Source organism: Lactobacillus huangpiensis, from assembly GCF_019972815.1.
In the GTDB taxonomy this organism is placed as follows: domain Bacteria; phylum Bacillota; class Bacilli; order Lactobacillales; family Lactobacillaceae; genus Lactobacillus; species Lactobacillus huangpiensis.
Window position 1 is genome coordinate 121,703 of the sequence record NZ_BPPA01000006.1, and the last position, 25,645, is coordinate 147,347.

General features: G+C 35.9%; 18 protein-coding genes and 1 tRNA gene. 1 reads left to right on the forward strand and 18 read right to left on the reverse strand.

The window, feature by feature from the left end; all coding sequences use genetic code 11:
* Nucleotides 1-120: 120 nt before the first annotated feature.
* The 3 genes from LDM90_RS06085 to rlmD form a co-directional block, all read right to left on the reverse strand.
* Entirely contained in the window at nt 121-2,340 is a 2,220-nt protein-coding gene (locus tag LDM90_RS06085; protein WP_223896829.1) for an N-6 DNA methylase, read from the reverse strand.
* Nucleotides 2,337-5,408 carry a DEAD/DEAH box helicase family protein gene (locus LDM90_RS06090; protein ID WP_223896828.1) on the reverse strand — a complete coding sequence of 1,024 codons (3,072 nt, stop codon included), beginning with the start codon at nt 5,406-5,408 and terminating at the stop codon, nt 2,337-2,339. The genes LDM90_RS06085 and LDM90_RS06090 overlap by 4 nt, the downstream gene beginning before the upstream one ends.
* Before the next feature lie 637 nt (nt 5,409-6,045).
* The gene (gene rlmD, locus LDM90_RS06095; protein WP_223896827.1) at nt 6,046-7,398 is read right to left on the reverse strand and encodes a 23S rRNA (uracil(1939)-C(5))-methyltransferase RlmD; all 1,353 of its coding nucleotides are present in this window, start codon (nt 7,396-7,398) and stop codon (nt 6,046-6,048) included.
* A 172-nt stretch (nt 7,399-7,570) separates the two neighbouring features.
* Between rlmD and LDM90_RS06100 the strand changes: the two genes are divergently transcribed.
* Nucleotides 7,571-8,281, forward strand: coding sequence for a Bax inhibitor-1/YccA family protein (locus tag LDM90_RS06100; RefSeq protein WP_223896826.1), 711 nt, complete (start codon nt 7,571-7,573; stop codon nt 8,279-8,281).
* Between the two features lie 67 nt (nt 8,282-8,348).
* Here LDM90_RS06100 and LDM90_RS06105 read toward each other — a convergent pair whose 3' ends face one another.
* The 15 genes from LDM90_RS06105 to LDM90_RS06175 all read right to left on the reverse strand — a co-directional run bounded on the left by LDM90_RS06105 (nt 8,349) and on the right by LDM90_RS06175 (nt 25,368).
* Nucleotides 8,349-9,269, reverse strand: a complete 921-nt coding sequence (locus tag LDM90_RS06105) for a diacylglycerol kinase family lipid kinase (protein WP_122052089.1) — start codon at nt 9,267-9,269, stop codon at nt 8,349-8,351.
* Nucleotides 9,270-9,299: 30 nt separating this feature from the next.
* Nucleotides 9,300-10,730 (reverse strand): Asp-tRNA(Asn)/Glu-tRNA(Gln) amidotransferase subunit GatB, encoded by a 1,431-nt coding sequence (gene gatB / locus LDM90_RS06110; RefSeq protein WP_034977233.1) that lies wholly within the window; start codon nt 10,728-10,730, stop codon nt 9,300-9,302.
* Between the two features lie 3 nt (nt 10,731-10,733).
* The gene (gene gatA / locus LDM90_RS06115) at nt 10,734-12,173 is read right to left on the reverse strand and encodes an Asp-tRNA(Asn)/Glu-tRNA(Gln) amidotransferase subunit GatA (protein ID WP_223896825.1); all 1,440 of its coding nucleotides are present in this window, start codon (nt 12,171-12,173) and stop codon (nt 10,734-10,736) included.
* Nucleotides 12,173-12,475, reverse strand: coding sequence for an Asp-tRNA(Asn)/Glu-tRNA(Gln) amidotransferase subunit GatC (gene gatC, locus LDM90_RS06120; RefSeq protein WP_045927721.1), 303 nt, complete (start codon nt 12,473-12,475; stop codon nt 12,173-12,175). Before gatC ends, gatA begins: the two co-directional genes overlap by 1 nt.
* A 14-nt stretch (nt 12,476-12,489) precedes the next feature.
* Nucleotides 12,490-13,629 carry a CamS family sex pheromone protein gene (locus tag LDM90_RS06125; protein WP_223896824.1) on the reverse strand — a complete coding sequence of 380 codons (1,140 nt, stop codon included), beginning with the start codon at nt 13,627-13,629 and terminating at the stop codon, nt 12,490-12,492.
* A 13-nt stretch (nt 13,630-13,642) separates the two neighbouring features.
* Complete coding sequence (gene ligA, locus LDM90_RS06130; RefSeq protein ID WP_223896823.1) at nt 13,643-15,655, reverse strand: NAD-dependent DNA ligase LigA; 2,013 nt, start codon at nt 15,653-15,655, stop codon at nt 13,643-13,645.
* A gap of 46 nt (nt 15,656-15,701) precedes the next feature.
* Nucleotides 15,702-17,954 (reverse strand): DNA helicase PcrA, encoded by a 2,253-nt coding sequence (gene pcrA / locus LDM90_RS06135; protein ID WP_223896822.1) that lies wholly within the window; start codon nt 17,952-17,954, stop codon nt 15,702-15,704.
* A gap of 80 nt (nt 17,955-18,034) precedes the next feature.
* Nucleotides 18,035-18,682, reverse strand: a complete 648-nt coding sequence (locus LDM90_RS06140) for a glycoside hydrolase family 73 protein (protein WP_223896821.1) — start codon at nt 18,680-18,682, stop codon at nt 18,035-18,037.
* 163 nt (nt 18,683-18,845) lie between these two features.
* Nucleotides 18,846-18,931, reverse strand: a tRNA-Leu gene (locus LDM90_RS06145).
* Between the two features lie 72 nt (nt 18,932-19,003).
* A complete protein-coding gene (locus tag LDM90_RS06150) occupies nt 19,004-20,755 on the reverse strand; it encodes an ABC transporter ATP-binding protein (protein WP_223896820.1) in 1,752 nt (583 codons plus the stop codon).
* An 80-nt stretch (nt 20,756-20,835) separates the two neighbouring features.
* Complete coding sequence (locus LDM90_RS06155; RefSeq protein ID WP_223896819.1) at nt 20,836-21,516, reverse strand: MarR family winged helix-turn-helix transcriptional regulator; 681 nt, start codon at nt 21,514-21,516, stop codon at nt 20,836-20,838.
* A 107-nt stretch (nt 21,517-21,623) separates the two neighbouring features.
* Complete coding sequence (locus LDM90_RS06160; protein WP_223896904.1) at nt 21,624-22,088, reverse strand: SprT family protein; 465 nt, start codon at nt 22,086-22,088, stop codon at nt 21,624-21,626.
* A gap of 1 nt (nt 22,089) precedes the next feature.
* Nucleotides 22,090-22,788, reverse strand: a complete 699-nt coding sequence (locus LDM90_RS06165) for a glycosyltransferase family 32 protein (RefSeq protein WP_223896818.1) — start codon at nt 22,786-22,788, stop codon at nt 22,090-22,092.
* Nucleotides 22,789-22,791: 3 nt separating this feature from the next.
* Nucleotides 22,792-24,222, reverse strand: a complete 1,431-nt coding sequence (locus LDM90_RS06170; RefSeq protein ID WP_034977212.1) for an oligosaccharide flippase family protein — start codon at nt 24,220-24,222, stop codon at nt 22,792-22,794.
* Between the two features lie 3 nt (nt 24,223-24,225).
* Nucleotides 24,226-25,368 (reverse strand): CDP-glycerol glycerophosphotransferase family protein, encoded by a 1,143-nt coding sequence (locus LDM90_RS06175; RefSeq protein WP_223896817.1) that lies wholly within the window; start codon nt 25,366-25,368, stop codon nt 24,226-24,228.
* Nucleotides 25,369-25,645 lie beyond the last annotated feature (277 nt).

Consider the following 25,645-nt stretch of genomic DNA (forward strand, 5'->3'; position numbering starts at 1 on the left):
GTAATTTAAAAATAAACAGTTCTTCCAAATAAAAAGGAAGGCATACTGAAGATTAACTTAACAATTATTTCTCAATCTCTAGAATAAAAAATCCCCTAATTGAAGTTTAAGATTGCTTAGTTAAATTGTTATTTTTTGGAAATCTTTTTCTAAGCTCTTATTAAACTTTTGCATCACTTCTGCAGTTGGTATCGGTACTTTAACATTTTTTTCAAAAGAATTAAATATCAAATTTTTTATTCCCGTAGTATTATTTTCAAGGTTAAAGAAATATCCGCGGTCATATAAAAGCACAAGATAGTTATATACATATAATGCTAATTCAGGTGATTTCAATCTTAAAATCCTGCAAAAGTTGGTGCATAACACAGGTACACTCATTTCTTTTAGTAATTTCTCTGTAATTAAACAAATTCTCCCAGTTGATTGAATCGGACTACCTCCTGAAATTTCAATTATTATGTCATTAACACGTACACTTTTTTCTTTAATATGCTTGTCCAAAACATATCTGGTAGGTACCTCATCATAATATGCTATCGATACATTAGGAATATCTGTACCTCTAATACACTTTATTCTATTTTTATAATTACCCTGCTCGTTAGCCTTTCCCCATTCTCCTCCAATTGTTTTATCTAATAGCTGTTCTAAAGATATGAGTTCAATTTCAACGGGTATGTCCCCATATAATGAAGATTTTTGCTCTCCTGAAAATACACCAGTATCAGCATTAAATTTTACAAACCATTCAATTATTTTATTACGTTCCAATTCATTTCTTATATTCCATAGCAATCCTTTTTTTCTTTGCTTTGCTTTCCTAATTTCACTATTTAGATTCACAAGATAGTTAGTCAAGACAGAATATTGCATTTCGAAATAAAGGCCCGGTTTTAGCATATAGTCATTATCAGTAATTGTACTGGTTGGAACTAAGGTAGAAAATTCTTGCACTTCTTTATTGTTAACTATTGCATCAGATATTCTTTGTTGATCTTGGTCAGAAAGAACAACCCTAGTATTATCTTTTGCCTTTACTAAACTTCCTAACTTTGAAGCATCTACAAACATAACATTAGTGTGTTCCTTACTTTTATCAATAAAAATTACTGAAACGCTTGTATTAGTAGTTGCAAATACATTTGTAGGCATCTGAACAACCGCAAATAAAGATTTATTTTCAATCACTTTTTTACGAAGTTCTGATTCAATGGAACCTGTATCTGTCAAAAAGCCACTAGGTACAACTATTGCAGCACGCCCATCATTACGCATTGAATACAAAATATGTTGTATAAAAAGTAAATAAATAGACATGCTACTTTTTTTCTTTTTTGGAATATTAGGAGTACCAGCAAAAAATCTTAAATTACTATCAGGTAACGTCATTACCTCATCTCTCCATTGAGAGAAGTCTAAATTGAATGGTGGATTCGAGACAATGTAGTCCATTTTTTCATTATGTTTGTTATGAAGTATTGTATTTCCCTGAACAATATTATGGATTGAGTGACTCAACCCATTTAAGATCAAATTCAAACGCAATAAATTGGTCGATTTTTGAGAAATATCTTGACTATACACAGTAGTTTTATCAGTACCAATTTTGCTAGCTAACGTCATCAACAAGGTACCAGATCCGGCTGCAGGGTCATATACTTTTACATTCTCTGGCGTATCATTTCCAACCAGAATATTGGCGATAATTTTAGCAACAGAATGTGGGGTATAGTATTCAGCGTATTTTCCACCACCATCCTTGTTGTAATCTTTGATCATATATTCAAAAATAGTGGAAAAAAAGTCGAAACCAGCATCAAAGATATGCTCATCAAACTTAGTTTCTGACAATTTATTAATAATTGCTCGAGCGACAATATTACGTTGTGATCCGTCGATAACGTTATCTTGAATAAGATCACTATCAAATAACCGTACTTGAGTATTTCCGGCAGTTTCTACTGAATAAATATCATTATTATCAATGGCAATGTCATTCAATGTAGCATCAAATAAAGTACTAAAATCATCTTCATTTTGACGATTAAACAGTGTTTCAATCAGATCCTCTCGTTTAATTACTGCGGACTCATTACCCAGATCCATTTGTAATCCCTCATAAACATCATCACTCATTTTCATGAGAGTTTGATAATCATTCTTAGGGTCAAATTTCCGTGCTTCATACAAGAATTTATCGTTAATAAATTTGTACAAGAAAGATTGAGTAAGTAGTTTATATTCACCGGCTTCTCCCCCTAGCCCAGCACTGGTAAAGACGCCTTTCAAATCATCAACTAATTGCTTGACCTTATTACTGTACTCAGTATTATTCATTTGTTTTGATCAACTCCTTGATACTCTTTGTCATATTCCTCAGTCAAAAGACTAGAAACTTCTTTAACTTCTGGCACAGGTATTTTTATATTCTCTTCTCGACTACTTTGACGAATAGATTGTCTAGCTTCGTTGTTAAAGTATGCCTTATTTACGACCATGTTTTGGTTTTTAGACACCTCATCATCAATTTTATCTTTTGATTTTTTCATAACCTTATATAATCCAGGTTCTTCAGCTACTGAACTAGGTGCAGCACCCTTTTTCTTATATATGACATACTTATACGTTCTAGCAAACTTTTTATCGCCATTAAATGCCGTTGATAAACGTCTATTCTTAGCATTTAAATTGTTAATTCGCTTTATTATTAGATCAAGAGCAGTTGTATTCAATTTAGTATCTGTTGTTGTCATTTCACCAATATGCTGTTTTTCAAGAACGCGTGTAAATTCTTCATAAAGGCTAATCCACTCAGGATCTTTTTGATCCCAATTATGACCCAAAGCTGATGCAGCTTGCCTCTGCTTCTCAAAAAAATCATTTGCTGCTAACTGCAGTTCAACCTCGCCGACCTTCTTAAAACTAAAGTCTATTTTATTCATGGCCATTCTCAAAAGCTGGTCACTAGAGTCATCTTTGGCATTAGAAATAAGATTTAAGGTCATCAACCTGTCAGATACTATTTTTAATAGTTTAGGAACTTCTACTGCCTTGATTTTTTCTGTTAAATCAGTGTACGACATCAGTCGGCTAATGTTGTAATACTCTTTAAGCTTTTCAAGGGTATTTTTTAACTCCAACAAATCTTTCTTTTCTGGCGTTTCACTAACCTGATAACTAAAGTTCTCTAAATTATATGTATCATATTGTGACAGAATAATTTTTGCCTGATCCAGGCTATCCTCAATTTCATGTGCGGGTACAAAGAGGGATCCATATATATTTTCAGCTTTTTCATCTGTTAAGTCAGAATTGTACTCACTATTTAATTCTTCAAAATATGCATGGTTTGTCTTATCAAACTCTTTTGAAATATTCGCAAAATCTACAATATAGCCCATACGAAAATCTTTATATGGTCTGTTAACACGTGTTAAAGCTTGCAATAAGTTATGTGCTTTAATCATTCGTCCAAGATATAATTTTTTGAGCCTTGGAGCATTAAAGCCTGTTAGTAGCATCTTATAAACAATGAGTAAATCTGTTTTACCTTTTTTAAAATCTTCAACCTCTTCTCCCCTAGTTTCTTTATCATCTTTTTCAGAAAGGATGAGTGACGCAGTTAACTTTGTCTTGCCAGACCGTCGCCTTTCTTGGAATTTCTTATACATCTCGCTAGCTTGTTCACGAGATTGTGCAACAATCATTCCTCCGATGGTATGGTCTCCATATATATCCCTCGATTTGACAAAATCTTCAATTATATAATCCAACATTGGAGAAACAAATTTTGGATTGGAGTAAAAACGGTTTTTATTCAAGCTTCCCTTTTCAACATCACCATCTAAACCATCTAAAATATCCTTTAATTTATGCTTATAGCTGGTTTCAATTTCCTCTCGCATCAAGCGTAGAGTATAACCATCTTGGATAGATTGGTTGTAATAGTACTTATGAATATAATCACCAAATATTTCCTTAGTGGTAGTTTTCTTATCTTTGTGATCAATATTGATTAATGGCGTACCAGTTAATGCGATTTTTATAGACTTTTTGTCAGCATTGTATAAGTTAGGCAAATATGATCCTTTTTTATTATATGAGCGGTGAGCTTCATCAATGAAGTAAATATTTTGAATATTCAGATCATATCTGGATTTGTTCGTCAAATCAGTATCTTCACTAACTTTTTGAATATTAACTACAGCTACATCCTCAGAAAAAGACTTATTAAGTTGTCTCTTGTTTGAAATTAGCTTAACTTTCAATCCACGTTCTTTAAAAGACTTACTTGCCTGAGCCGCTAAATCCAATCTGTCTACAACAAAATAAAATCTCGGGATAACATTCTTTTTTTGAAAAAGGTATCGCAGATATCTAATATTAAAAAATGCTAGTGCAGTTTTACCTGAACCCTGTGTATGCCAAATAACGCCCTTCTTCACTCCTTCTTTAATTTTGTCAGCAACTGCTCGGGTAGCAAAAAATTGCGGGTATCTCATAATATGCTTTTGCAGAACTTCGTTACCATTTTTGTCTTTTTTATCAACATAGGTCATCCCAAAGCGCAAGAAAAATAGTAATCGCTGTTTGTCATACATTGAAGTTAAGAATTTATTCATTGGGGTTTCATTTTGACAATTCGTCTTAAATTCAGGACTATTTTTTAGAACAATCTTATTTGCATCTTTTAATACTTCATTTACTTGTTGGTCTGAAATAGCTCCAATTCTATCCACTAATTCTCCGTACCTTTCTTCATGCATGGAATTAAAAATGACTTTTCCAAGACTTGTAGTAGCATAATATGAGCCTTGCAATTGTTGTCCTTTATCATCAGCATAGGGCATATTGTCTGAAAAACAAATTAATTGAGTAATATTGTGGAACTTTCTGAATTTTTTATTTTTAAGCCTAACAGTCATCCGATTAAATTCTGACTTCATTCCCGTTGTTTCATCCCTAATTGCATTAGGTTGTTTTACTTCGATATAACTAAGTGGAAGGCCATTAACGAATACCGTTATATCAGGTCTAAATTCTTCTTCGCCATTTATGCAAGGAACTTCAATAGCTATTTTGAATGAATTCTTACTAAAGTTTTCCCAATCAACAAATTTATAATTAGAATTACTTGTTCCTTGTATTCTGTTAAAGAAGCTGTAACCTAGATCGTTATAGCCTAACTCTAATTTGATATCCTTAAATTCTTTTTCAAAATCAGAATTTGTTGCTCCTGAATTTAATTTTAGAAACTGCTCTCGAAACTCTGGAACAAAAATATTAGTTTCATTATCAATATCTTGTTTGTTTTGCTTATAGGAAAAATATTTATAGCCCAGCTTTATTAAATGCAGTACAGCAGGAAGTTGAACTCGAGTTAATTCATTATATGTTTTTACCATGTTTTCTCTCCAAAACTAAGATCTTACAATTCCCATAATTTGTTGTAGCTTAAATACATACTTTTTCTTTGAATAAATAGTCTAATAGTTTAATTATACAGTATTTTTTATTAATTATAGATACTTAATTCTACGTTCGCATAATCTAAGAACAAACAAAAACTGATACTAAAAAAATCCTTTTCAGTACCAGCAGTTTTCAAACTCTATTTGCCAATATATAGCAAAAAGCCTCCCCGTTCGCTATTATTTTCAAATTCGGTTACATTCGCTTTTACTTGATCAAAAGCTCTCCTCGACATGTCAGTATTATTTAATTAAAATTACTTTACCTTTTTTGGATGAGAGATTAAATAGCTCAGCAACTCTGTCTTCAGATTATTAGGTAAACGAGAATTTTCAACTTCTAACCAATAAACAGTTTTTCAGCATCACACAAATACCAAACATTTCAGCTATTTTCACTACACACAAGTACACGACTTCCAAAATTGGACACTGATAAATTATCAAAATAGGACATAGAAAACTCGACCCACCAGCCAGAAAAACAAAAATTGTACTAATTCCTATCATTCTGAAAGGAAAAAGCACACTTCCGATTATCTACAGATGATATTAGGATAAGGTTTAACGGTTATTTATCTGTACGTTCCAGCACCGTCACCGCCTCTACATGCGGTGTTTGTGGAAACATGTCAACAGGATCGATTTGACTGAAGGTGTAACCCTCATTTATAAATTCCTGCAAATCACGAATCATGGTTGCGGGATTGCATGAGATATAAACAATCTTCTTTGGACTAGTTTTTACTGCTGCCTCAATAAATTCTGACGTTAATCCTTTTCGTGGTGGGTCGACAAAGATGACATCGGCTTTTATCCCCTTTGCAGCCCATCTTGGCATCACTTCTTCAGCTTTACCTGTAACATATTTGGCATTATTGATACCATTCAACTTAGCATTATTATTGGCATCTTTCACCGCGTCAGACACGCTTTCAATTCCGCGAACAGATTTGACGTGTTTAGCAACACTTAAGCCAATAGTTCCAATACCAGAATAAGCATCAATCACGATATCATCAGGCTTTAAATCAGCTTTTTTGATAGCTAAATCATATAAGCGGGGAGTTTGCAGTGAATTAATTTGAAAGAAACTTTCAGGGGAAATCTTAAACTTAACATCACCTATTTGATCCGTAATTTGTGGTTTACCAAAGATCAAGTAATCAACCTTACCCAAGATAACGTTGGTCTTCTTCGGATTATAATTCAAGACAAGACTAGTTACACCCTCGATTTGTTTAATTGCATCAGCCACTTCAGGTAGTTGCGGAAAATCCTTGTGCAGACAAACCAAGATGACCATAATTTCACCAGTCGCTTTACTGCGGCGAACGTCCAAGTACCTGACTTCACCCTGATTATGAATTTCATCGTAAGCTGGAACACGGTATTGTCTTAAAATGTCACGCACAGCAACTAAAACGCGGTCAATTTCAGGATCAGTAGTAAAGAAATTAGTCAGTGGCACTAAATCATGTGAATGTTTTCTGAAAAAACCAATTTCAAGCTGGCCCTTAACTTCACGAACCGGCACCTGTGCCTTATTACGGTAGCCAGTTTGTTCTGGACTAGGCAAAGTCTCGCCTACTTTTACATCATCTAAATGTGCTTTCTGCAATAAATTTAATACTTGATTACGTTTAAATTCCAGCTGCTTATCGTATTTAACGTGTGCTAAAGATGCCAAGCCGGTTTGAACCCACTGGTTGAGCTTAATATTAACCCGGTCAGGACTTTCCTTAATGATCTGCTCGATTTTAGCAAAAGCAAAACTCTTTTTGACTTTTAAGATCTTGGCTTCTACCGTTTCTCCCGGTAAAGCATTGTTAACGAATACCGTCATCCCTTCATAATGGGCTACTCCCATAGCTTCATATGATAAGTCGGTAATTTCAAGTTTAATTATTTGATTCTTTTCCATATTTTGTCCTTTTTTACAAACACTAATTAATATATCTATTTTACTAAAAATCCCAACAAAAGTAATGTACATGCCGTATTCTTAATATTGAATTAATTTCAGTTTTTTCCCTTCACACTTACTTTAGTCTGTGTTACTTTTAATATTAATAATTAAAGAAAGGACGTTTTTCATGAATAATTACGATACTAATTCAGATAGGCGCCAAATCCACACCATCTCCGAAACTAATACTTTTTTAACTAAAATGTATGCTCTCATGGGTGGTGCCGTGCTGATTTCTGCATTAGCAGCTTACTTAACAATGACCGTATTCAGAAGCGCTGTGATGAACATGCCAGTAGCTATGATGTGGCTCATTTTATTTGTACCTTTTGGCTTATCAATGGGAATTAGCTTTAAGGCAGATCGTAGTCCAGTTGCAAGTTTAGTAATGTTAACAATACTATCAGCAATTTACGGCTTTGAGTTTGCCTTAATTGCCGGCTTTTATACCGGCACCCAAATCACCACTGCTTTTGTTTCAGCAGCTGCCGTGTTTATTGCCATGGCCTTGTTTGGTACTTTTACTAAAAGAGATCTTAGCAACTGGAATTCATACTTGAGTGCTGCTTTACTTGGTTTCGTTGTTGCCTGGGTAGTTAATATGTTTTTACGTAGCCCTGCCGTTACCTATGTCTTCTCATTTATCGGTGTCATTCTTTTCACGGGCTTAGTTGCCAGTGATGCTAACCGAATGAAAGCAATTTACAGTAATTACAGTGATCAAGTTTCAACTAATGGTTTAGCAGTTCTTGGTGCATTGCAACTTTACCTTGATTTCATTAATATTTTTATGTTCTTGCTAGAAATCTTTGGTGGCAGTGGCAATAGCCGCAACTAATAGATTTTATTAACAAGCAAAAAGAGCAACTACTGTTAATAGTAGTTGCTCTTTCTTTGTGTTTTAATTATTCACCAACAAAAAATTCAATTCGTTGTTGTAAATTTTTAAAGGTAACAGGACAATAATCACCAATTTCACCATCAAGGTTAACTGGCAACTTCTCTCCCTTGCTTTTACCCATTAGTTCAATCTTTAAGCTACGTGTCTTGGTGTAAATAATGTCTGGGTCATCAACATGCTTGCCGTTTAATGCCAAAGCCATCAATTTCAGTAATTTTACTGGATCGGACGGCTTAACAATTATTAGTTGGAATAAACCATCACTTAGTTCAGCATCAGGCATTATTTGTTCAAAACCACCAATAGAATTAGTCATTCCGAGCAATAGCATTGAAAGCTTGCCCTCATACACGCCCTCATCATATGTCAGACGCAATTCATTTTCAGTTAAATGAGGCAACATTTCAGCACCTTTAATTAAATAGGCGGTATAACCCAGAGCAGACTTTACTTCTGAAGGAACTCCATAAGTTAATTCGGTTAGTGAGCCACAAGCTGCAATATTGACGAAATACTGAATATCTTTGGCAAAAGTCGCTTGACCAATGTCCATTTTACGAGTTTTATTTTTGAGAATAACTTTTGTCGCTTCGGCAATATCATTTCGTGGAATATGTAGAGCACGAGCATAATCATTAGTTGTACCGGCAGGAATAATTGCCATCTTAGGTCTTTTCTCTAAATAAGCAATGCCGTTTACTACTTCATTGATAGTGCCATCACCACCAGCGGCAACAATCAATTCAAAACCTTCATTAGCTACACGGGTTGCTTCTTTTTGCGCACTCTGCTTTTCCGGCTTAGTTCTAAATGCACTTGCCTCATATCCAGCTTGTTCCAAAACGTCCAATATATCCGCGACATTTTTAGGCATCTGTTCGTGACCAGATACAGGATTATAGATCAATCTTGCTTTTTCAGTCATAATTTCTACCCTTATTATTTCAAAACTTACTTAACGCTTCTGCAATTCTTCATTCAGTAACTTATTAATTACCTTTGGATTTGCCTTGCCCCTGGTCTGTTTCATCAACTGGCCGACAAGATAGCCAATTGCACGGTCTTTACCGTTCTTAAAGTCTTCTACTGATTGTGGGTTGTTATCAACAACTTCTTTCACCATAGGTGCTAAGACGCTGGTATCAGATAACTGCACCATACCTTTGTCTTCAACATATTTCTTAGGATCGGTACCATTAGCAATTGTCTCTGCAAAAACTTTTTTAGCAATCTTAGAAGAAATCGTGCCATCTTTAATCAACTTAATCATGGCAGCCAAATGCTCTGGTGTCAACTTAATATCAGCAAGTTCAACGCGATTATCATTCAAATAACCATTAACTTGGGTATTCATCCAATTGGCAGCAAGTTGCGGATCAGCTCCAGCAGCAACAGTTTGATCAAAGAAGTCTGAACTTTCTTTAGTTTGCAAAAGAACATTAGCGTCGTATTCTTTCAAACCAAATTCATTCACGTATTGGTTGTATCGTTCTTCAGCTGAGCGTGGCAAAGTTGATTTGATTTCATCAATCCACTCTTGGCTGATATGATCAGGAGCAATATCAGGTTCAGGGAAGTAACGGTAATCTGCATCTCCTTCTTTGACACGTTCCAAAACAGTTTTACCAGTTGCTTCATCAAAACGCCGAGTTGAAAGTTGCACGCGACCACCAGAAAGGAGAACTTGTGCTTGCCGCTTTTCTTCATATGCCAAAGATTTACGCACATGTTCAAACGAGTTCAGGTTTTTCATTTCAACTTTAGTGCCCAGTTCTTTTTGACCAGCGGGTCTAATGGAAATATTAGTATCAACACGCATTGATCCCTCTTCCATCTTAACATCAGAAGCTCCTGTAAACTGAACAATTTTACGTAATTTTTCAAGGTAGGCATAGCCTTCATCAGGATCAGCAATTTCTGGTTCAGAAACAACTTCAAGTAAAGGAACACCCTGACGGTTTAAGTCAACGTATGAATACCCGTTTGTACCATGAGTATTTTTGCCGGCATCTTCCTCGATGTGCATTTCATGAATGCCGATACGCTTTTTCTTACCGTGAGATTCAATTTCAACATAGCCATCACGAGCTAGTGGTTGGAAAAATTGGGTGATTTGGTAAGCCTTAGGACTATCTGGGTAATAATAATTTTTCCGATCAAAATGAGTAGTCGGTAAAATATGAGCATGCGTTGCCAATGCAACCATAATTCCTAAGCGATAAACGTCTTTGTTAACGTAAGGTAAAACACCTGGCATTGCCCAATCAATTACATTTGTTTCCGTGTTGGGCTTTGCACCATAACTTACTGGTGAAGGTGAAAAAATCTTACTTTTAGTTTTTAATTCAAAGTGAACTTCGAACCCAATCGTTGATTTAAAATTCATCAGTTAATCCTCCATTCCAGTTGGTGTTTTTTCATAAAATTTATTAGTTCTTTCAATAAAGTCAGCCACTTGGAAAATGCTGCCTTCATCGAATCTTTTGGCCATAATCTGCAGACCTACAGGCATTCCGTCAACTAAACCAGCTGGAACACTGGCAGCCGGTATTCCGGCTAAATTAGCTGAAATTGTCAAAATATCATTGTTGTACATTTTGATTGGATCGGAAATTTCACTACCGATGCCAAAAGCAGGAGTTGTCGTTGTTGGTCCCACAATAACATCATTTTCTGCAAAAACTTTTTCGAATTCATCACAAATTAACGTTCTCACTTTAGATGCTTGTCTAAAGAAACGATCATAAGAACCAGCTGAAAGTGCAAAGGATCCCAGCATAATCCGGCGTTTAACTTCTTCACCAAAACCCTCTGAACGAGATTTAACGTATACATCTAGGAGGTTCTTAGTATCTTGAGCACGGTAGCCGTAACGAATCCCATCAAATCTTTGCAAGTTTGATGAAGCTTCACTTGAGGCAATGATATAGTAGTCTGGAACCGCATATTTTGTTAAAGGTAAGGATACTTCAGTGATAATAGCACCTGCTTTTTCCAGAGCATCAATTTGTTCTTGCAGAACAGCACGCATATCGCCATCAACTGCAGCCATATATTCTTTAACAACTGCTACATGCATCCCTTTAACATCTTGACCAATATACTTGGTAAAATCGGGAACTGCCCTAGTTGAAAGAGTAGAATCGTGATCGTCACTACCTGCAATAACATTTAAAACTTGAGCCGAGGTTTTTGCTCGCTTACTCATCACACCGATTTCATCTAATGAAGAAGCAAATGCAATTAAACCCCAACGTGAAACTCGACCATATGTCGGCTTAATACCAAAAATACCGTTAAATGCAGAAGGCTGTCTGATTGAACCACCAGTATCAGATCCTAGCGCTGCTACAACTTGCCCAGAAGCAACAGCAACAGCTGAACCGCCCGATGAACCGCCCGGTACCTTATCCAGATTCCACGGATTATGGGTGATGCCAAAGTATGAGTGCTCCGTAGAGGAACCCATCGCAAATTCATCCATATTGGTTTTGCCCACGAAAGTCACTTGTGCTTTTTTCAGCCTTTCAATGACCGTTGCATCATATACCGGAATATAATTATCCAAAATATGACTGGCAGCTGTGGTCTTAACACCATCAGTTATAATGTTATCTTTAATAGCAATTGGAATACCAGCAAGTTTATTTTGATCAAAATTAAGATTACTTGTAGGTTTAGCATCTTCTTGAACAGTAATCCAGGCATTCAACTTGTCATCTGTTTTTTTAATATTAACGATTGTATCTTGCGCTAATTTGTCTGCAGACAAAGTTCCTTGGGCAAGCTTTTCATTTAAAGAGTCAATATCTTCATTTAAATAATTCATTACTCGTCCTCATCCTTGTTAATAATTACTGGAACCTTAATGAAGCCATTGGCTTGATCAGGAACATTTTTCATTAATTCATCTCTGTCTTGCCAGTGTTCAGGCTTATCTTCTCTAAAGACAGTATCACGATCAACAACCTGAACTGTCTCCTTAACGCCATCGGTATTAACTTCTGACAATTGATCCGCCATATTAATAATTGAACTCATTTGTTCAGTTACTTTGCCGATATCTTTTTCATCAATTTCAAGTCGCGACAAAGTCGCAACGTGTTTAATTGTATCTTCTGTAATTTCCACGCAAATATACCTCCTTATTCGCCACCATAAATATGGACTTGATAACTACTATCCCCTGTTTCCTTGGCAACTAAAGCCTGGATGTCATTAACAGAGCCAATTTTAATTTCAATTGGCACGTTATTAGCTAAATACTTCTTTGCAGTTGATAAAACAAGTCTCGTGAAACTTTGAATTTGCTCATACCCATAAAACTGGGTAGTAATTGAAATATTTTCCTGAGCTAATTTACCATTTTCATATCGCAAAGTTGCCGTCACACCACTGATATTAGGGAAATAATTTTGAATAGATTCTTTAAAACTATTGAAACTGGAAGCATCACTGCTGTTGATTGCTTTTTTACCACCAACAGTAGGCAAAACTTCAGATTGAGTATTAATAGTTTTCCATTTAGTTATTTTACTACTATTAGCAGCCGCTGTCCCACTCAAAAAGTAAGTTCCAGCAACTAACGAATCCTTGCTTTCTTTAGCAAAAAGACCAACGGTGATTGGGATTTTCTTTAACGATTTTTTCTTACGCAAGCGAGCTACGACTTGCTCAGCTGCTGCTTGGCCATATTGCTTTTGCTTTGCCCGCGATATTTGGGCTTGATATTCAGGACCATCTTTTTTCTTTTGGTAGTAATCAATAGAATTAAGAGCAAGTCCAACGCTAATACCGCCAATATGATAATTCGAACCGGATCCTGTCAAAAAATCTTGTTCAAGTATTTCTTCTAAATAATATGGCTGATAATTTTTCTTAGTTCCAGCTACAGGATTCAGACCATTGGGATTTGACTTTGACTTGCGCCCTAACCATTCATTAGCCATGTTGGCAGAAATATACTGACCCTCTTGAAAAACATAAGAATTGGTTGAATAAACACCCTTAGAAATCTGAACCAATCCTCGTTCTAATTCTCTGGTATCCACCGAATTATCATTATTAGTTGCCGTTAAACCAGATATTGGGCTAGTTACATAGTGTCCGTTTTTAAGTAAAACAGTATATCCATTGTTACCAGTATCAGTAGTCTGATAAGTTTTAGAATTGGAATTAGAAGATGTTTTGGCATTATTCGCCAAGTCAGAATTTTTCAAGTTTCCACAAGCCGTCAAACTTAATGATATTCCTAAAAGCGCTAATATATGCAAGTATTTTTTCACTTTAAATGGTCCTTTATTTAACTTGAGCAATTGCTTCTTCCTCAGTCAATAATGGTACACCCAGTTTCTGAGCCTTTGAGTACTTGGAACCAGCATCCTGACCGTAAATGACATAGTCTGTTTTACCAGAAACAGAACTAGTTACTTTTGCACCTAAAGATTGCAATTTTTTAGTAAATTCACTTCTAGTATAGTGAGCCAAAGTCCCTGTTAAAACAACAGTCTTATCTTTAAAGTAATTATCTGGAATAGACTCAGTTTCTTCTGGACCTGCACCAAGATAATCCATATTAAGGCCGCTATTTTTAAGTTCATTGACTAAATCTACGACTTCATCTTGAGCAAAATAAGTAGTCAAAGATTCTGCAATTGTCATGCCTATTGTATCTATTGCAGCCACATCTTGCACGTCCGCTGCCATAATCTTTGCCATATTTTTAAACTTTTGTGCAATCAAACGTGCAGCTTTAGCACCAACATGATCAATACCCAGTCCAGTTAACAATAATTCGACTGAATTTCTTTTCGAATTATTTATTGCATTTAATAAATTGCTGATGGATTTATCTTTGAAATGTTCTAGTTTTGCTAAATCAGATGCATTTAAATGATATAAATCAGCCACATTATGTACCAAATCGTTCTTAATTAGCTGTCGCACAATTTTGGGTCCTAAACCATCAATATTCATTGCAGGTCTTGAAGCAAAGTGAGTAATTCCTTCTTCAATTTGAGCGGGACAAGACGGATTAACGCAACGCAAAGCCACTTCATCTTTTAGATGAATCAGTTTTTCACCACACGATGGGCACTTTGTCGGAATTGGATACGGCTGGGCATCCCTAGGCCGTTTAGCTAGCACCACTTCTGAAATTTCAGGAATAATGTCACCCGCTTTATGCAGCATAACGGTATCACCAATACGAACATCTTTTTGTTGCAACAAATCGGCGTTATGCAAAACTGCATGAGAAACTGTGGTACCAGCAAGTTGCACAGGATCCATGATAGCAGTCGGCGTTACGACACCAGTACGACCAACGGTCCATTTGATTTCATGAACCACAGTTTCTTGCTCTTCTGGTGGGAACTTATAAGCTATTTCCCAACGAGGCACTTTAACCGTGTTTCCCAGTTCTTGTTGTAAATCCAGATTGTCAACTTTTAAGACGATACCATCAATGCCATAATCAAGTGAATTTCTTTTTGCAGTAAATTCATCAATAAAAGCAAAAATGTCAGACATTTTAGCAATTCTGCGCCCAGTTTGGTTGGTATGAAAACCAAGCTGAGTCATTTTTTCAATAGCCTGGTGTTGACTGGTAATTTCTGCTGGTGGATTAACCCAAGTATAAATAAACGTACTTAAATGACGGTGCTTGGTAATACTGGCATCCAGTTGCCTCAAAGACCCAGCTGCAGCGTTACGCGGATTGGCAAAAGTTGTTTCTCCCTTTTCATCACGTTCTGCATTAAGCTTTGCAAAAGGCTCTTTGCCCATATAACATTCGCCCCGTACTTCCGTTGTCAATTTTTCAGGTAAAGTTTGGGGAATATCTGCAATATAGCGAGCATTAGGTGTAACGTCTTCACCTACTTGACCGTTACCTCTAGTGGAAGCTCTGGTTAATTTACCGTTAGTATACTCAAGTGCAATTGATAAACCGTCAATTTTTAATTCGACGTTATAAGCAACTTCATGACCAATCTGTTTTTGTACTCTGTCATCAAATTCTTGTAATTCTTCTTTTGAAAAGACATCACCCATTGATAACATCGGAATTTCGTGATTAACCTTAGCAAACTGATTGTCAATCTGTCCCCCGACCTTTTGGGTAATTGAATCTTGCGACACCAGCTGCGGAAATTCCTGTTCAAGTTCAACTAAACGATTATAGTTTTTATCATACACATTATCTTCAACTTCAGGTGTGTCTTTTGTATAATATGCATTTGCCCATTCATCTAGCTTATCTCTTAGCGCAGAAACTTCTTTTCTGGCCTCATCAAGAGTTAAATCTGCCATTTTCTTCCTCCTGATTAAAAAATAGTATTTTTTACTTCTACTTTAATTATACCTTTTTAATTGGTGCAAATGCTGCTAGAAGCCGCTTGATTCCTTTGCCACTAAATGCAATATCTAGCTCCATGTCTTCGCCTTTACCGTTAACCTTAGTTACAACGCCTCTTCCCCAAGACTTATGTTCTACTTGATCACCGACATTCCAACCCTTTTTCTCTGCTCCAACTGCACCAGCAGGTTTGATTTTAGGAGTGTAAACCTGTGCACGGGCTCGTTCATCGCTATTAGCAAAGGGAGCAGTTTGTGTCTGGTAATTGTCATTTGAGAAAGTAATTGGAACTGAATTTTCAATATCCAGATCATCTTGATCAATTTCTTCCAAAAATCTGGATGGCAGATTATTCTGCATTCGACCATACATCATACGCGAGTATGCATTAGTTAAGAATAGCTCGCGCTTAGCTCTGGTAATTCCAACATATGCCAATCTACGTTCTTCTTCTAATTGGTCATCTTCCATTAATGAACGTGATAAAGGAAAAAGTCCATCTTCCATCCCCACTAAAAAGACTACAGGAAATTCCAGTCCTTTGGCAGCGTGTAATGTCATTAATGCCACCTGATCATCATTATTAGCTAAATCATCTTGGTCACTTAAAAGAGAAACTTCCGCTAAAAAGTCACTAAGAGCATTTTCGGTCTCATCACTGTCGTCATTTTCTTCATATTCGTCATCAAAACGTTTCGTAACAGACAAAAATTCATCCAGGTTTTCTAGTCTGGTTTCAGCTTCAATTGTGTGTTCAGCTTTCAAGGCAGCAGTATAGCCAAAATCCTGCAGTATTTTTTCTGTTAGCCCAGTAACGCTATGATCTTTAGCAAAATTAATCGCATCGCGTAGTTTAGCGCCAAAATCACTAAGTTTGGCCACTGCCCGAGCAGTAACGCCCGACATATTAAGGTGATCAAAAGCTCCTAGAATCGACAAATTATTTTCACGGGCAAAATCTAGAAAACGTCTGACACTAACTGGTCCAATACCACGTTTAGGGGTATTAATAATGCGGTTAAAACTCATTGAATCGCTCGGATTAGCAACCAATTTCAGATAAGCCATAATGTCCATGATTTCTTTTCTGTCATAGAACTTATGACCACCGACAATTTGGTAAGGCACGTTCGACTTTACGAATGACTCTTCGACTGTTCTAGACTGGGCATTAGTACGATATAAAACCGCAAAATCATGGTAAGAACGTCTTTTCTCTTCTACCTCTTCTTGAATTTTTACAATAATAAAGTGCGCTTCATCGTCGCCACTTTGAGCACGGTAGTAAGTTACTTTTGCTCCTTCACCTTGGTCTGTCCATAATTTTTTAGCCTTACGGTTGCTATTATTCTTAATGACTGCGTTAGCGGCAGACAAAATATGGCCAGTTGAACGGTAATTTTGTTCCAGTTTAACGGTTTGAACACCTGCATCATGATAATCTTTTTCAAAATTCATGATATTTTCCATATTAGCACCGCGCCAGCCATAGATAGACTGATCCGCGTCTCCCACAACGCAAATATTTTTATATTGTGCAGCTAATGCATGACACAATTCATATTGTGCCTGGTTGGTATCCTGGTATTCATCAACTAGCAAATAGCGAAACTTATTTTGATAATAATGCAAAACAGTAGGATCAGTTTTAAACAGAACTAAGGTCTGCATGATCAAATCATCAAAATCCATAATTTGATCATTCTTTAAACGTTTTTGATATTCCTGATAAACTTGGGCAGTTACTTTTTCAAAAGGTGAGGAAGCGCTAGCAGAATAGGCATCTGGAGTAAGTAAATCATTTTTGCCATTAGAAATAGCAGATAAAATCCTGCGCGGTTCATACATTTTAGGATTAATATTTTGTTCTTTTTGAATATGCTTAATTAAAGTGAGCTGTTCCGCCGAATCCGCAATAGAAAAATTACTGGTATAACCAATTTTTTCTGCATCTCGCCTTAATATTCGCACACAAAGTGCGTGAAAAGTAGACATCCAGATACTGTCAGCCTGTTGTCCCAATAATTTATGCTCACGCTCTCTCATTTCAGTGGCAGCCTTATTGGTAAAAGTGATAGCCAAAATATTCCACGGCGCAATTCCTTTTTCAGCAACAAGGTAAGCAATTCTTCTGGTTAAAACGGAAGTTTTCCCTGAACCTGCTCCTGCAACAACTAATAATGGTCCTTCAGTAATCTGCACTGCCTTTTTTTGCTGTGGATTTAAACCCGCTAAAATTGATTCTGCGCTCATTTTGAATTCTTTCACCCCAAAAATTTTTTAACTATTCTATTGTACCAAAAATCATGATCATATTTTGAGTTGATTGCATTCTATTTATCAAAACGTGCAAGATTGTATTCTTCGATTAACTTAATTAATTTGTCAGCATAATTGGGGTCTGTTGCGTAACCGTCTTTTACTAAGGCACGAGCCTGCGTTTGATAGTTCTTAGCAGCCAGAACGTGACGATATTGTTTTGCGTCCCAAGTTGTCCCCTTTTGGAACAATCTGGCATGAGCCCTTATAGAAGCTTCATAGGAATCATAAATTTGAAAACGGGCTTTAACAACTACCCATTTGCCTTTTTCAAACTCTTTGGTTTTTAGTACTGCCGAAGTATTAGGATTATTTCCTTTGACGCCAAATAGGTTATTGTATTTTTGTGAAAGGTCGCTTTTGCCATAATCACTTTCAAGGCAGGCCTGAGCAATCGTGATGCTTGGCAAGAGAACGAAGGATTTATCTACTTCTTTAGCTATCGGACCTATTTCTCTGATAAAAGCTTTATGTTGCCTGATGATCTTCTGCCTTGCCTGTTCTCGAGCAAGCTGCTCCTGTCTAATCTGCTCTGATTGAATTGCCTGTCTGCGATAATAACGAAAAGTTGCAAAAGCAATAATCAATAAAAATAGGATTATAAATGTTCGAATGATGATCGCTGTATTAGATAATTTTTTGCTTTTTCGTTTTCTCGCCATTTGTTTTCCCTTGCTTTAAAAATCTCCTCTTAAGTATAACCTCTCTTGAGTATAAATTATGCAATGTAATTAATTTTTAAAATAAAAGTAGTAAGCTGACATAACAATTTTGCTCATTTAAAATTAAGTATACAAAAAAATGGAGCCAAAGCTCCATAAAAAATGCGGGCAAGAAGACTCGAACTTCCACGATCTAAAAGCGATCACAAGATCCTTAGTCTTGCGCGTCTGCCATTCCGCCATGCCCGCAACACATTCAATACTATAACCCAAAATTAAATTTAACACAAGACTTTTCTTACTCATTTTGTCTAAAAAGGTTTAATCGACCATTTGCTCATTTACATACTTGGCATACAAACTGTGATTTTGCATTAATTCGTGGTGAGTACCATGACCTGTAATTTTACCGTTCTCTACAAAATAAATTTGATCAGCATTAACTATCGTAGCCAGGCGGTGTGCAATAACCAATGTTGTTCTATTGACCATTAGTTTATCTAGAGCTTGTTGCACCTTCCCCTCAGATTCTGAGTCCAGACTTGCCGTTGCTTCATCCAGCATTAAGATTTTAGGATTACGCAAAAAGGCTCTGGCAATAGCTAAACGTTGTTTCTGACCACCAGATAGTTTAATTCCACGCTCACCAATTTCAGTTTCCATTTGATTAGGAAACTCACGCACAAATTGATCGGCATATGCCAATGCAAGCCCATGCCAAAGATCATCGTCAGTCATATCTCTGGTCAAACCGTAAACCAAATTTTGCCGAATCGTTCCGGAAAAAATAGCACTGTTCTGAGAAACATAGCCTATTTGGGAGCGCCAATTTGCCAGGTCAATATCCTGAATATTTTCATCCCCAATAGTGAATTTGCCACTTTCAGGCTGATAAAAGCGTTCTAATAAGGCAAAAATGGTAGATTTGCCACCACCACTAGGTCCCACAAAGGCAATTACAGAGTTGGGTTTTGAAACAAATGAAATAGATTGTAAAACGGGTTCGTTTTTAACATAACTAAAACTAACGTTTTGTGCCGTCAACGTTTTATTACTCAAATCAAAAGTATGATGACTTAAATTCTTTTCAGGTTCAATTTGTAAAATTGCTTGTATGCGTTCAGTTGAACCCAAGGCTTTTTGTATCTGTGAAAAGAAAGTTGCAAAATTAGCAACTGGTGCAATCACGTTAAACAGATATAGTAAGAATGCTACAAGAGAACCACTGGTCAAAGAACCCTGACCTACGCGAATAATGCCAAATGCCAGAATGCCTGCAAAAGCCGCCATCATTAAAGTCATGATAATCGGCTGCAAAATAGCTTCAACACGAGCATCTAGTACGCCAATAGTAAAAATCTTCTTGATCCTGTGGTTACCCGATTCTTGTTCATACTTTTCGCCATTACTGGATTTAATTAAACGTACTTCAGACAATTTTTCACTGACATCACCGTTAAATTTAGCTGTTTCTGACTGCAATTTGCGACCAAGTCTCACCATAATGCGACCAATTGGCAATAAAATTACTACCACAATAGGAATTACAGTAAACATTAAGGTGGCCATTTGCCAATCCATCACAAATAAAATGATTAATGAGAAAAAGAGTTGAATTGCGCCAGTAATAAAGTTAGGGAATTGAGAAGCCAGCAAATCTTTAATAATTCCCGTATCATTAACCAGGCGAGAACTGCTTTCACCTACTTTGGTAACATCAAAATACGTAACAGGTAACTTTAAAAGATGTCCCCATAAGCGTTCACGAAGGCTCTTAACTACGCTTTCACCAAAATAGCGCAGAACAAATCCCCCAACTGTTCCTAAAATTAATTGTAGGACAAAAACAACGATAATAATAATTAAGCTCGAGTAATTAAAATTATCCCACTTGCTCGTATCCACTAATTCTCTTGTCAATAGTGGCAATACTAAATTTGCTACACTTGTGATCAGACTGAGAAACAGCCCTATTGCAAATAACGATTTTTTAACATTCAAACTTTTTAACAAGTTTAAAAAATCACTGAATTTAACACTTTGTGTTTTATCTTTAAGTGACTTGAATGCCATAAAAGATACCGGCTTTCCTTAGTTAGACTAAATAAAAAAGTTTTTCAATAATTGAAAAACTCTTTATCTTATCTTGCTAATTATAATTCTTCATTTTCATTATGCCAGAATTTACGCCAAAAGTCCCGATCATATTTGTGCATTTTATCATAATTGTAACAATTTTTGGTAAAGTCACGTGGTTCAAAGTCATGATTGCAGTGATGCTTCCTATACATGTGGCGGCACATGTCTCGCATATCAGACCTAGAGAAGTCATGGTCTTCAGCATATTTACGCCATTTTTTAATCCTTTCCATACGGTAGGCAGGATCAACAAAATCAGTGGCTTTTTCCTTAAAATCTTCATCCCAGCCAGCAGCAATTTTTTGCAGATATTGACCAAATTGCTCCTGCTCTTCCGCAGTCAAACCGGCAAAGAAAGGTTCGGTATCTTGCTTGTCTTTTAATTCAGCCAGCTTGGCAGCCTTTTCTTTCCCAGCTGCTGTTAGATAAACACGTTTAACTCGTTTGTCCTGCTCATCAACTTCACGTGAGATATCACCTTTTAGTTCCATTTTTTTCAATAATTCAGCTAAAGACCCGGGTTTCAAAGCCAAAATTTCAGCTAAATAATTTTGGGTTAAACCGTCTTCAAGTTTTAAAACAGCCAATACCCGTTTTTGTCCCGATATCGGTTCTTTGTTTTGAAACATATAATAACGACTAGCCCGCAAAATAAAATGAAGTTGTTTCATTAGTTGATCACTTGTTTGACTCATAATTAAGCTCCTTTTATGTAATAAAAAGTTAGGTACCTAATATAATTTACAATTAAATTATAGTTTGGTACCTAACAGTTTGTCAAACAAAATATGTTAATTAGCTTCTATTTAACTTTTTTAAAACTGACTAATTTTAACCTACCGCCGCATCTACCACAGCCATAGCAACGTAAATTAATGCGCCGAACCCGCACAAACTGTTGTCCGCATATAGTGCAAACATACAAATATTTTGCTTTTCTTTTGCGTTTGAGACCTATGTCTGGGGCATATCGCGAACCACCTACTTTATCAAGCAAAATCTTGAAATCTTGATCTTTGTGACGATATCCTTTATGAGTTAAGTGCAAATGATAATGTGTTAATTCATGTTTAATAATGCCAATCAATTCTTGACGATACTGTGGAGCTAAAAAATGCGCATTAACTTCAATATGATGATCGTCTAAGTGATAACGACCACCAGTAGTTGTCATGCGCTTATTAATTTTTACTTGGTGCTTAAACTGTCTGCCAAAATACTTAAGAGAAACTTCTGCCACCAGGTTCTGTAATTCTTCTTCAATCAGATTATCTGAAAACTTTGGCATATAGTGCTGCCTCTTTTTTCGTTTTGATCCTGACTTTTAAAGCCGTCACTATTTTTCTTTTCAGTGGCTTAGCTCCTTCCATCCATGTTCCGGTAAAAACATGGATGGTCTTTGACTGCGCAGAAGGATTACAAAGAACGCCATCAGGATAAACATGTATGCCTTCCTGCAATTGCTGCTCCTTGTTATTAGGCTGAGCATTATACTTATTTTTTAAAATGTCAGACACCGATACAGTATTGACTCCCGCCAATTGGTCCTGCTTATCAAATGTAAAATCTCGGTCATCATAATAAGAAAGCATGTCTTTAATTAATGGATGACCTTTTTCAGCGCCAAAGACTGCCGTAAAGGGATTTTCCTTATTTTCAAAACCGACAAAAGCTCTATTACCTAATAAATCATGCAAATCATCTAGCACCAAGACGTCAGTATCCATATAAATGCCGCCCATTTCATAGACTGCTTTAGCCCGGATATAGTCGGAAACAAATGCCCATTTTTTAGCTTGATAAGCCTGCTCGACATATTTATTTTCGTGGATATCAAAATTTTGTTCGTTCCATTCGATTATTTGGTAGTCTTGCAAATGCTTTGTCCAAGTTTTCATGCAACGCTGAATATTTTTAGGCTTAGGGTTGCCCCCCACCCATACATAGTGAATTATTTTGGGAATCATAATTTAACCTCTGGTAAAAAATTTCTTCAATAGCAAAATTATGTCTTGATTAAAGTCTAGTTTCAACAAGAACATTAAAGCGATATACAAAACAAACATAATGATTGATTTGACTAGCATGTTAAGAAATGCTGATGAAAACATTTGTGGCAAAAGCATCCCCGCTGTCAAAACAATAATTGCAATTATAAAATATTTAGGAATTTCGCGAAAAGAATATTTAAAATCATAGCCATCACGAACAATCCATAGTCGTAAAAGCAAAACTATAAACTCGGTAATTAAAATTGCAATCATTGCTCCCGTTGCACCATAAAACTGATCCAAGAAATAGCTTAATACTACTTCTAAAATGGCTCCCACTATAACGGGAATGGCATAATCTCGGTCTCGGTGGTTTGCAAGTGCAAATTGGTTAGCAAAAACTCCACCTGTTGGAATCATTATGATGGTCAAAGTGAAGAAGAACATCAAAGGCGTCATTGGGATAAATTTATGCCCAAAAAAGAAAGGCACAAATTCTTTAGTATTAGCCATAATAATAACTGCAAATAGTGTTCCCAGCATCACTGTCGCTTCCAAAGATTTTTTTAAAATAACCCGTTGTTCTTTTTTTCCTTCACCCGCCATTTTAGGCATAATTACTAAGGAAATACTAGTTACAATTCCCAAAACCATATTGGAAATTCTTTGTGAATTGTCATAAAAAGCAACCTGAGTGGAATTCTGAAAAAGTCCTAAAATAGGCTTGTCAAGTGAAGTGTAAATCTGTGTTGCAATTTGCGGAATCAAGAGAGTGATGATTGCTTTAACAGTCGCACGGTATTGATAAAAGTGTTTGACAGGCCCACCTACATAACGGTGTATATCAAACCAAAAGACAAATGATCCCAACATAGTTGAAACCGACATAATCAACATATACTTCCAAAGATCACCAGGACTTTTAACCCATAATAAAATCAAGATAACAGATACTAGTTTAACGGCAGTATTTTTTAAAACCACTCGGCCAAAATCAGCCAGTCCCTGAAAGAACCAGGAAATATCTACTTGTGCTGAAATAAGGTAAGGCACCATTAATAACAAATATTGACCGTACTTAATATGGAAAAAACTCGTTACAGCAATTACTAACGCAATTGTCACAAAACCAGCAATAGCCTGAAAGTACCACAGACCCCAAAAAGCTTTGGTTAAATCCTGTTCACTACCGAAAGATCTAATCTGCGAAATTGTTCTCATACCAATATATGACACAGACAGTGTACAGAATATCATTAAGAACTGAACAATATTATTCACATTACTATAAATACCATATGTTTTAGGACCCAAAATTCTGGAAAGGTAAGGCACGGTTATTAACGGTACTAATACCAAAAATATTTGGTAAACCGCATTATATAGAATGTTTAAAAATGTTCTTTTCACAATTTACCCTCTATTTTTTAACAACTTAAATACATTTTCACAATTTGAATCAGCCTGCACCTCATTAGTTAAATTTAGCCAGTAGTGCCGCTTTTGACTGAATTGATCAGGCATTACAAGTGCCTTAATCAGCTCCTGCTGCGTTTTCACACATAGTCCAGGCACAATTTCTTCATAAGGACCCATTAAAAGTCCTCGCTTTTTTTCGTATTGCCTCAAATAATTGGTAATAAATATGATTGGTTTGTCAATGTTTAAATAATCAAAATAAATCGAAGAATAATCAGTAATTAAAAAGTCTGTATTACCTAAAATTTCATATAAATCAATATTAAGTTGATACAAATAGTCGTTATTGAGAAAGGCAATATTTGAAAAGCTGCTCCGAAGGTGTTTAAACAGGTTCATTTCATAGGGATGCAACTTTACTATTAAAAACTGATGGTTCTTTTTTAAAGAATTATTCAGCTTCACAGCATCAAAATCAGGCAATGCAAAGAAATTACCATGCTCAACTTGCGTCATAATTTGTCGATCATCCATTTCATAACGAAAAGTTGGCATGTATATTCCAATTTGAGCATCATTATCCTCAGCTTTGAATAAGTCAGTTAATAATTTCTTTTTACTAATAGCAGGATTTTTCAAGGCATCAAGACGAGGAAACCCAGTTTTTCGATATTTGTTAGTTTCAATCGCGCAACAGGCACTCATTAGACTTTCGTATAAATCACTGCTTGAGCAAACAACGTCAGCATTTTTTTGCCATAAATTAGCATTACGCTGATCAGTTTTGAGACTAGTATTATTAGCCATAAATCCCATGCGCTTGAGTGGAATACCATGCCAGAACTGAATATTGATTTGTCTAGCATGAACTTTAAATGGTTGGTGTGTCGTTAACACAAACTTTGCTGCACCGATTTGTCGCCAAGTTTTTAACGATAAATGTGAAGACGGCCATGGTTCAACGGTAATAACTTCATATTCAGGATGGTTTTTCTTCAAATATTTGCCAAATAAATAACCATTTGAACCCGATCTACCTGCGCCATTAAGTATAACCACTTTATTATCTTGCACTGGTGTGAAACGAGCAATTAATTTCATTGCCACCAAATATAAACGAAACAAAAAACTCTTCATTATTTAACTTCCCAATTTCTTACCTAGTATAAGGGTACAGAAAAAGCCTGAGAGAACTCAAGCTTTTTTACTTTATTTTTTAGTTTTTTAATGATTATGGTTTGTAAATAACTTTTTTTAGTTGTTGTTTTTCAATAATTTGCATTTGCTCATATAAAGAATCCACAATTAAAATAGAATTTTCTATGGACTTTAAAAAAGAAGCAAAAATACAGTATTAAAGAAAGTTTTAGTAATATATCAATATTTTTTACCTTTGGCGGACTGTATAAAAGTT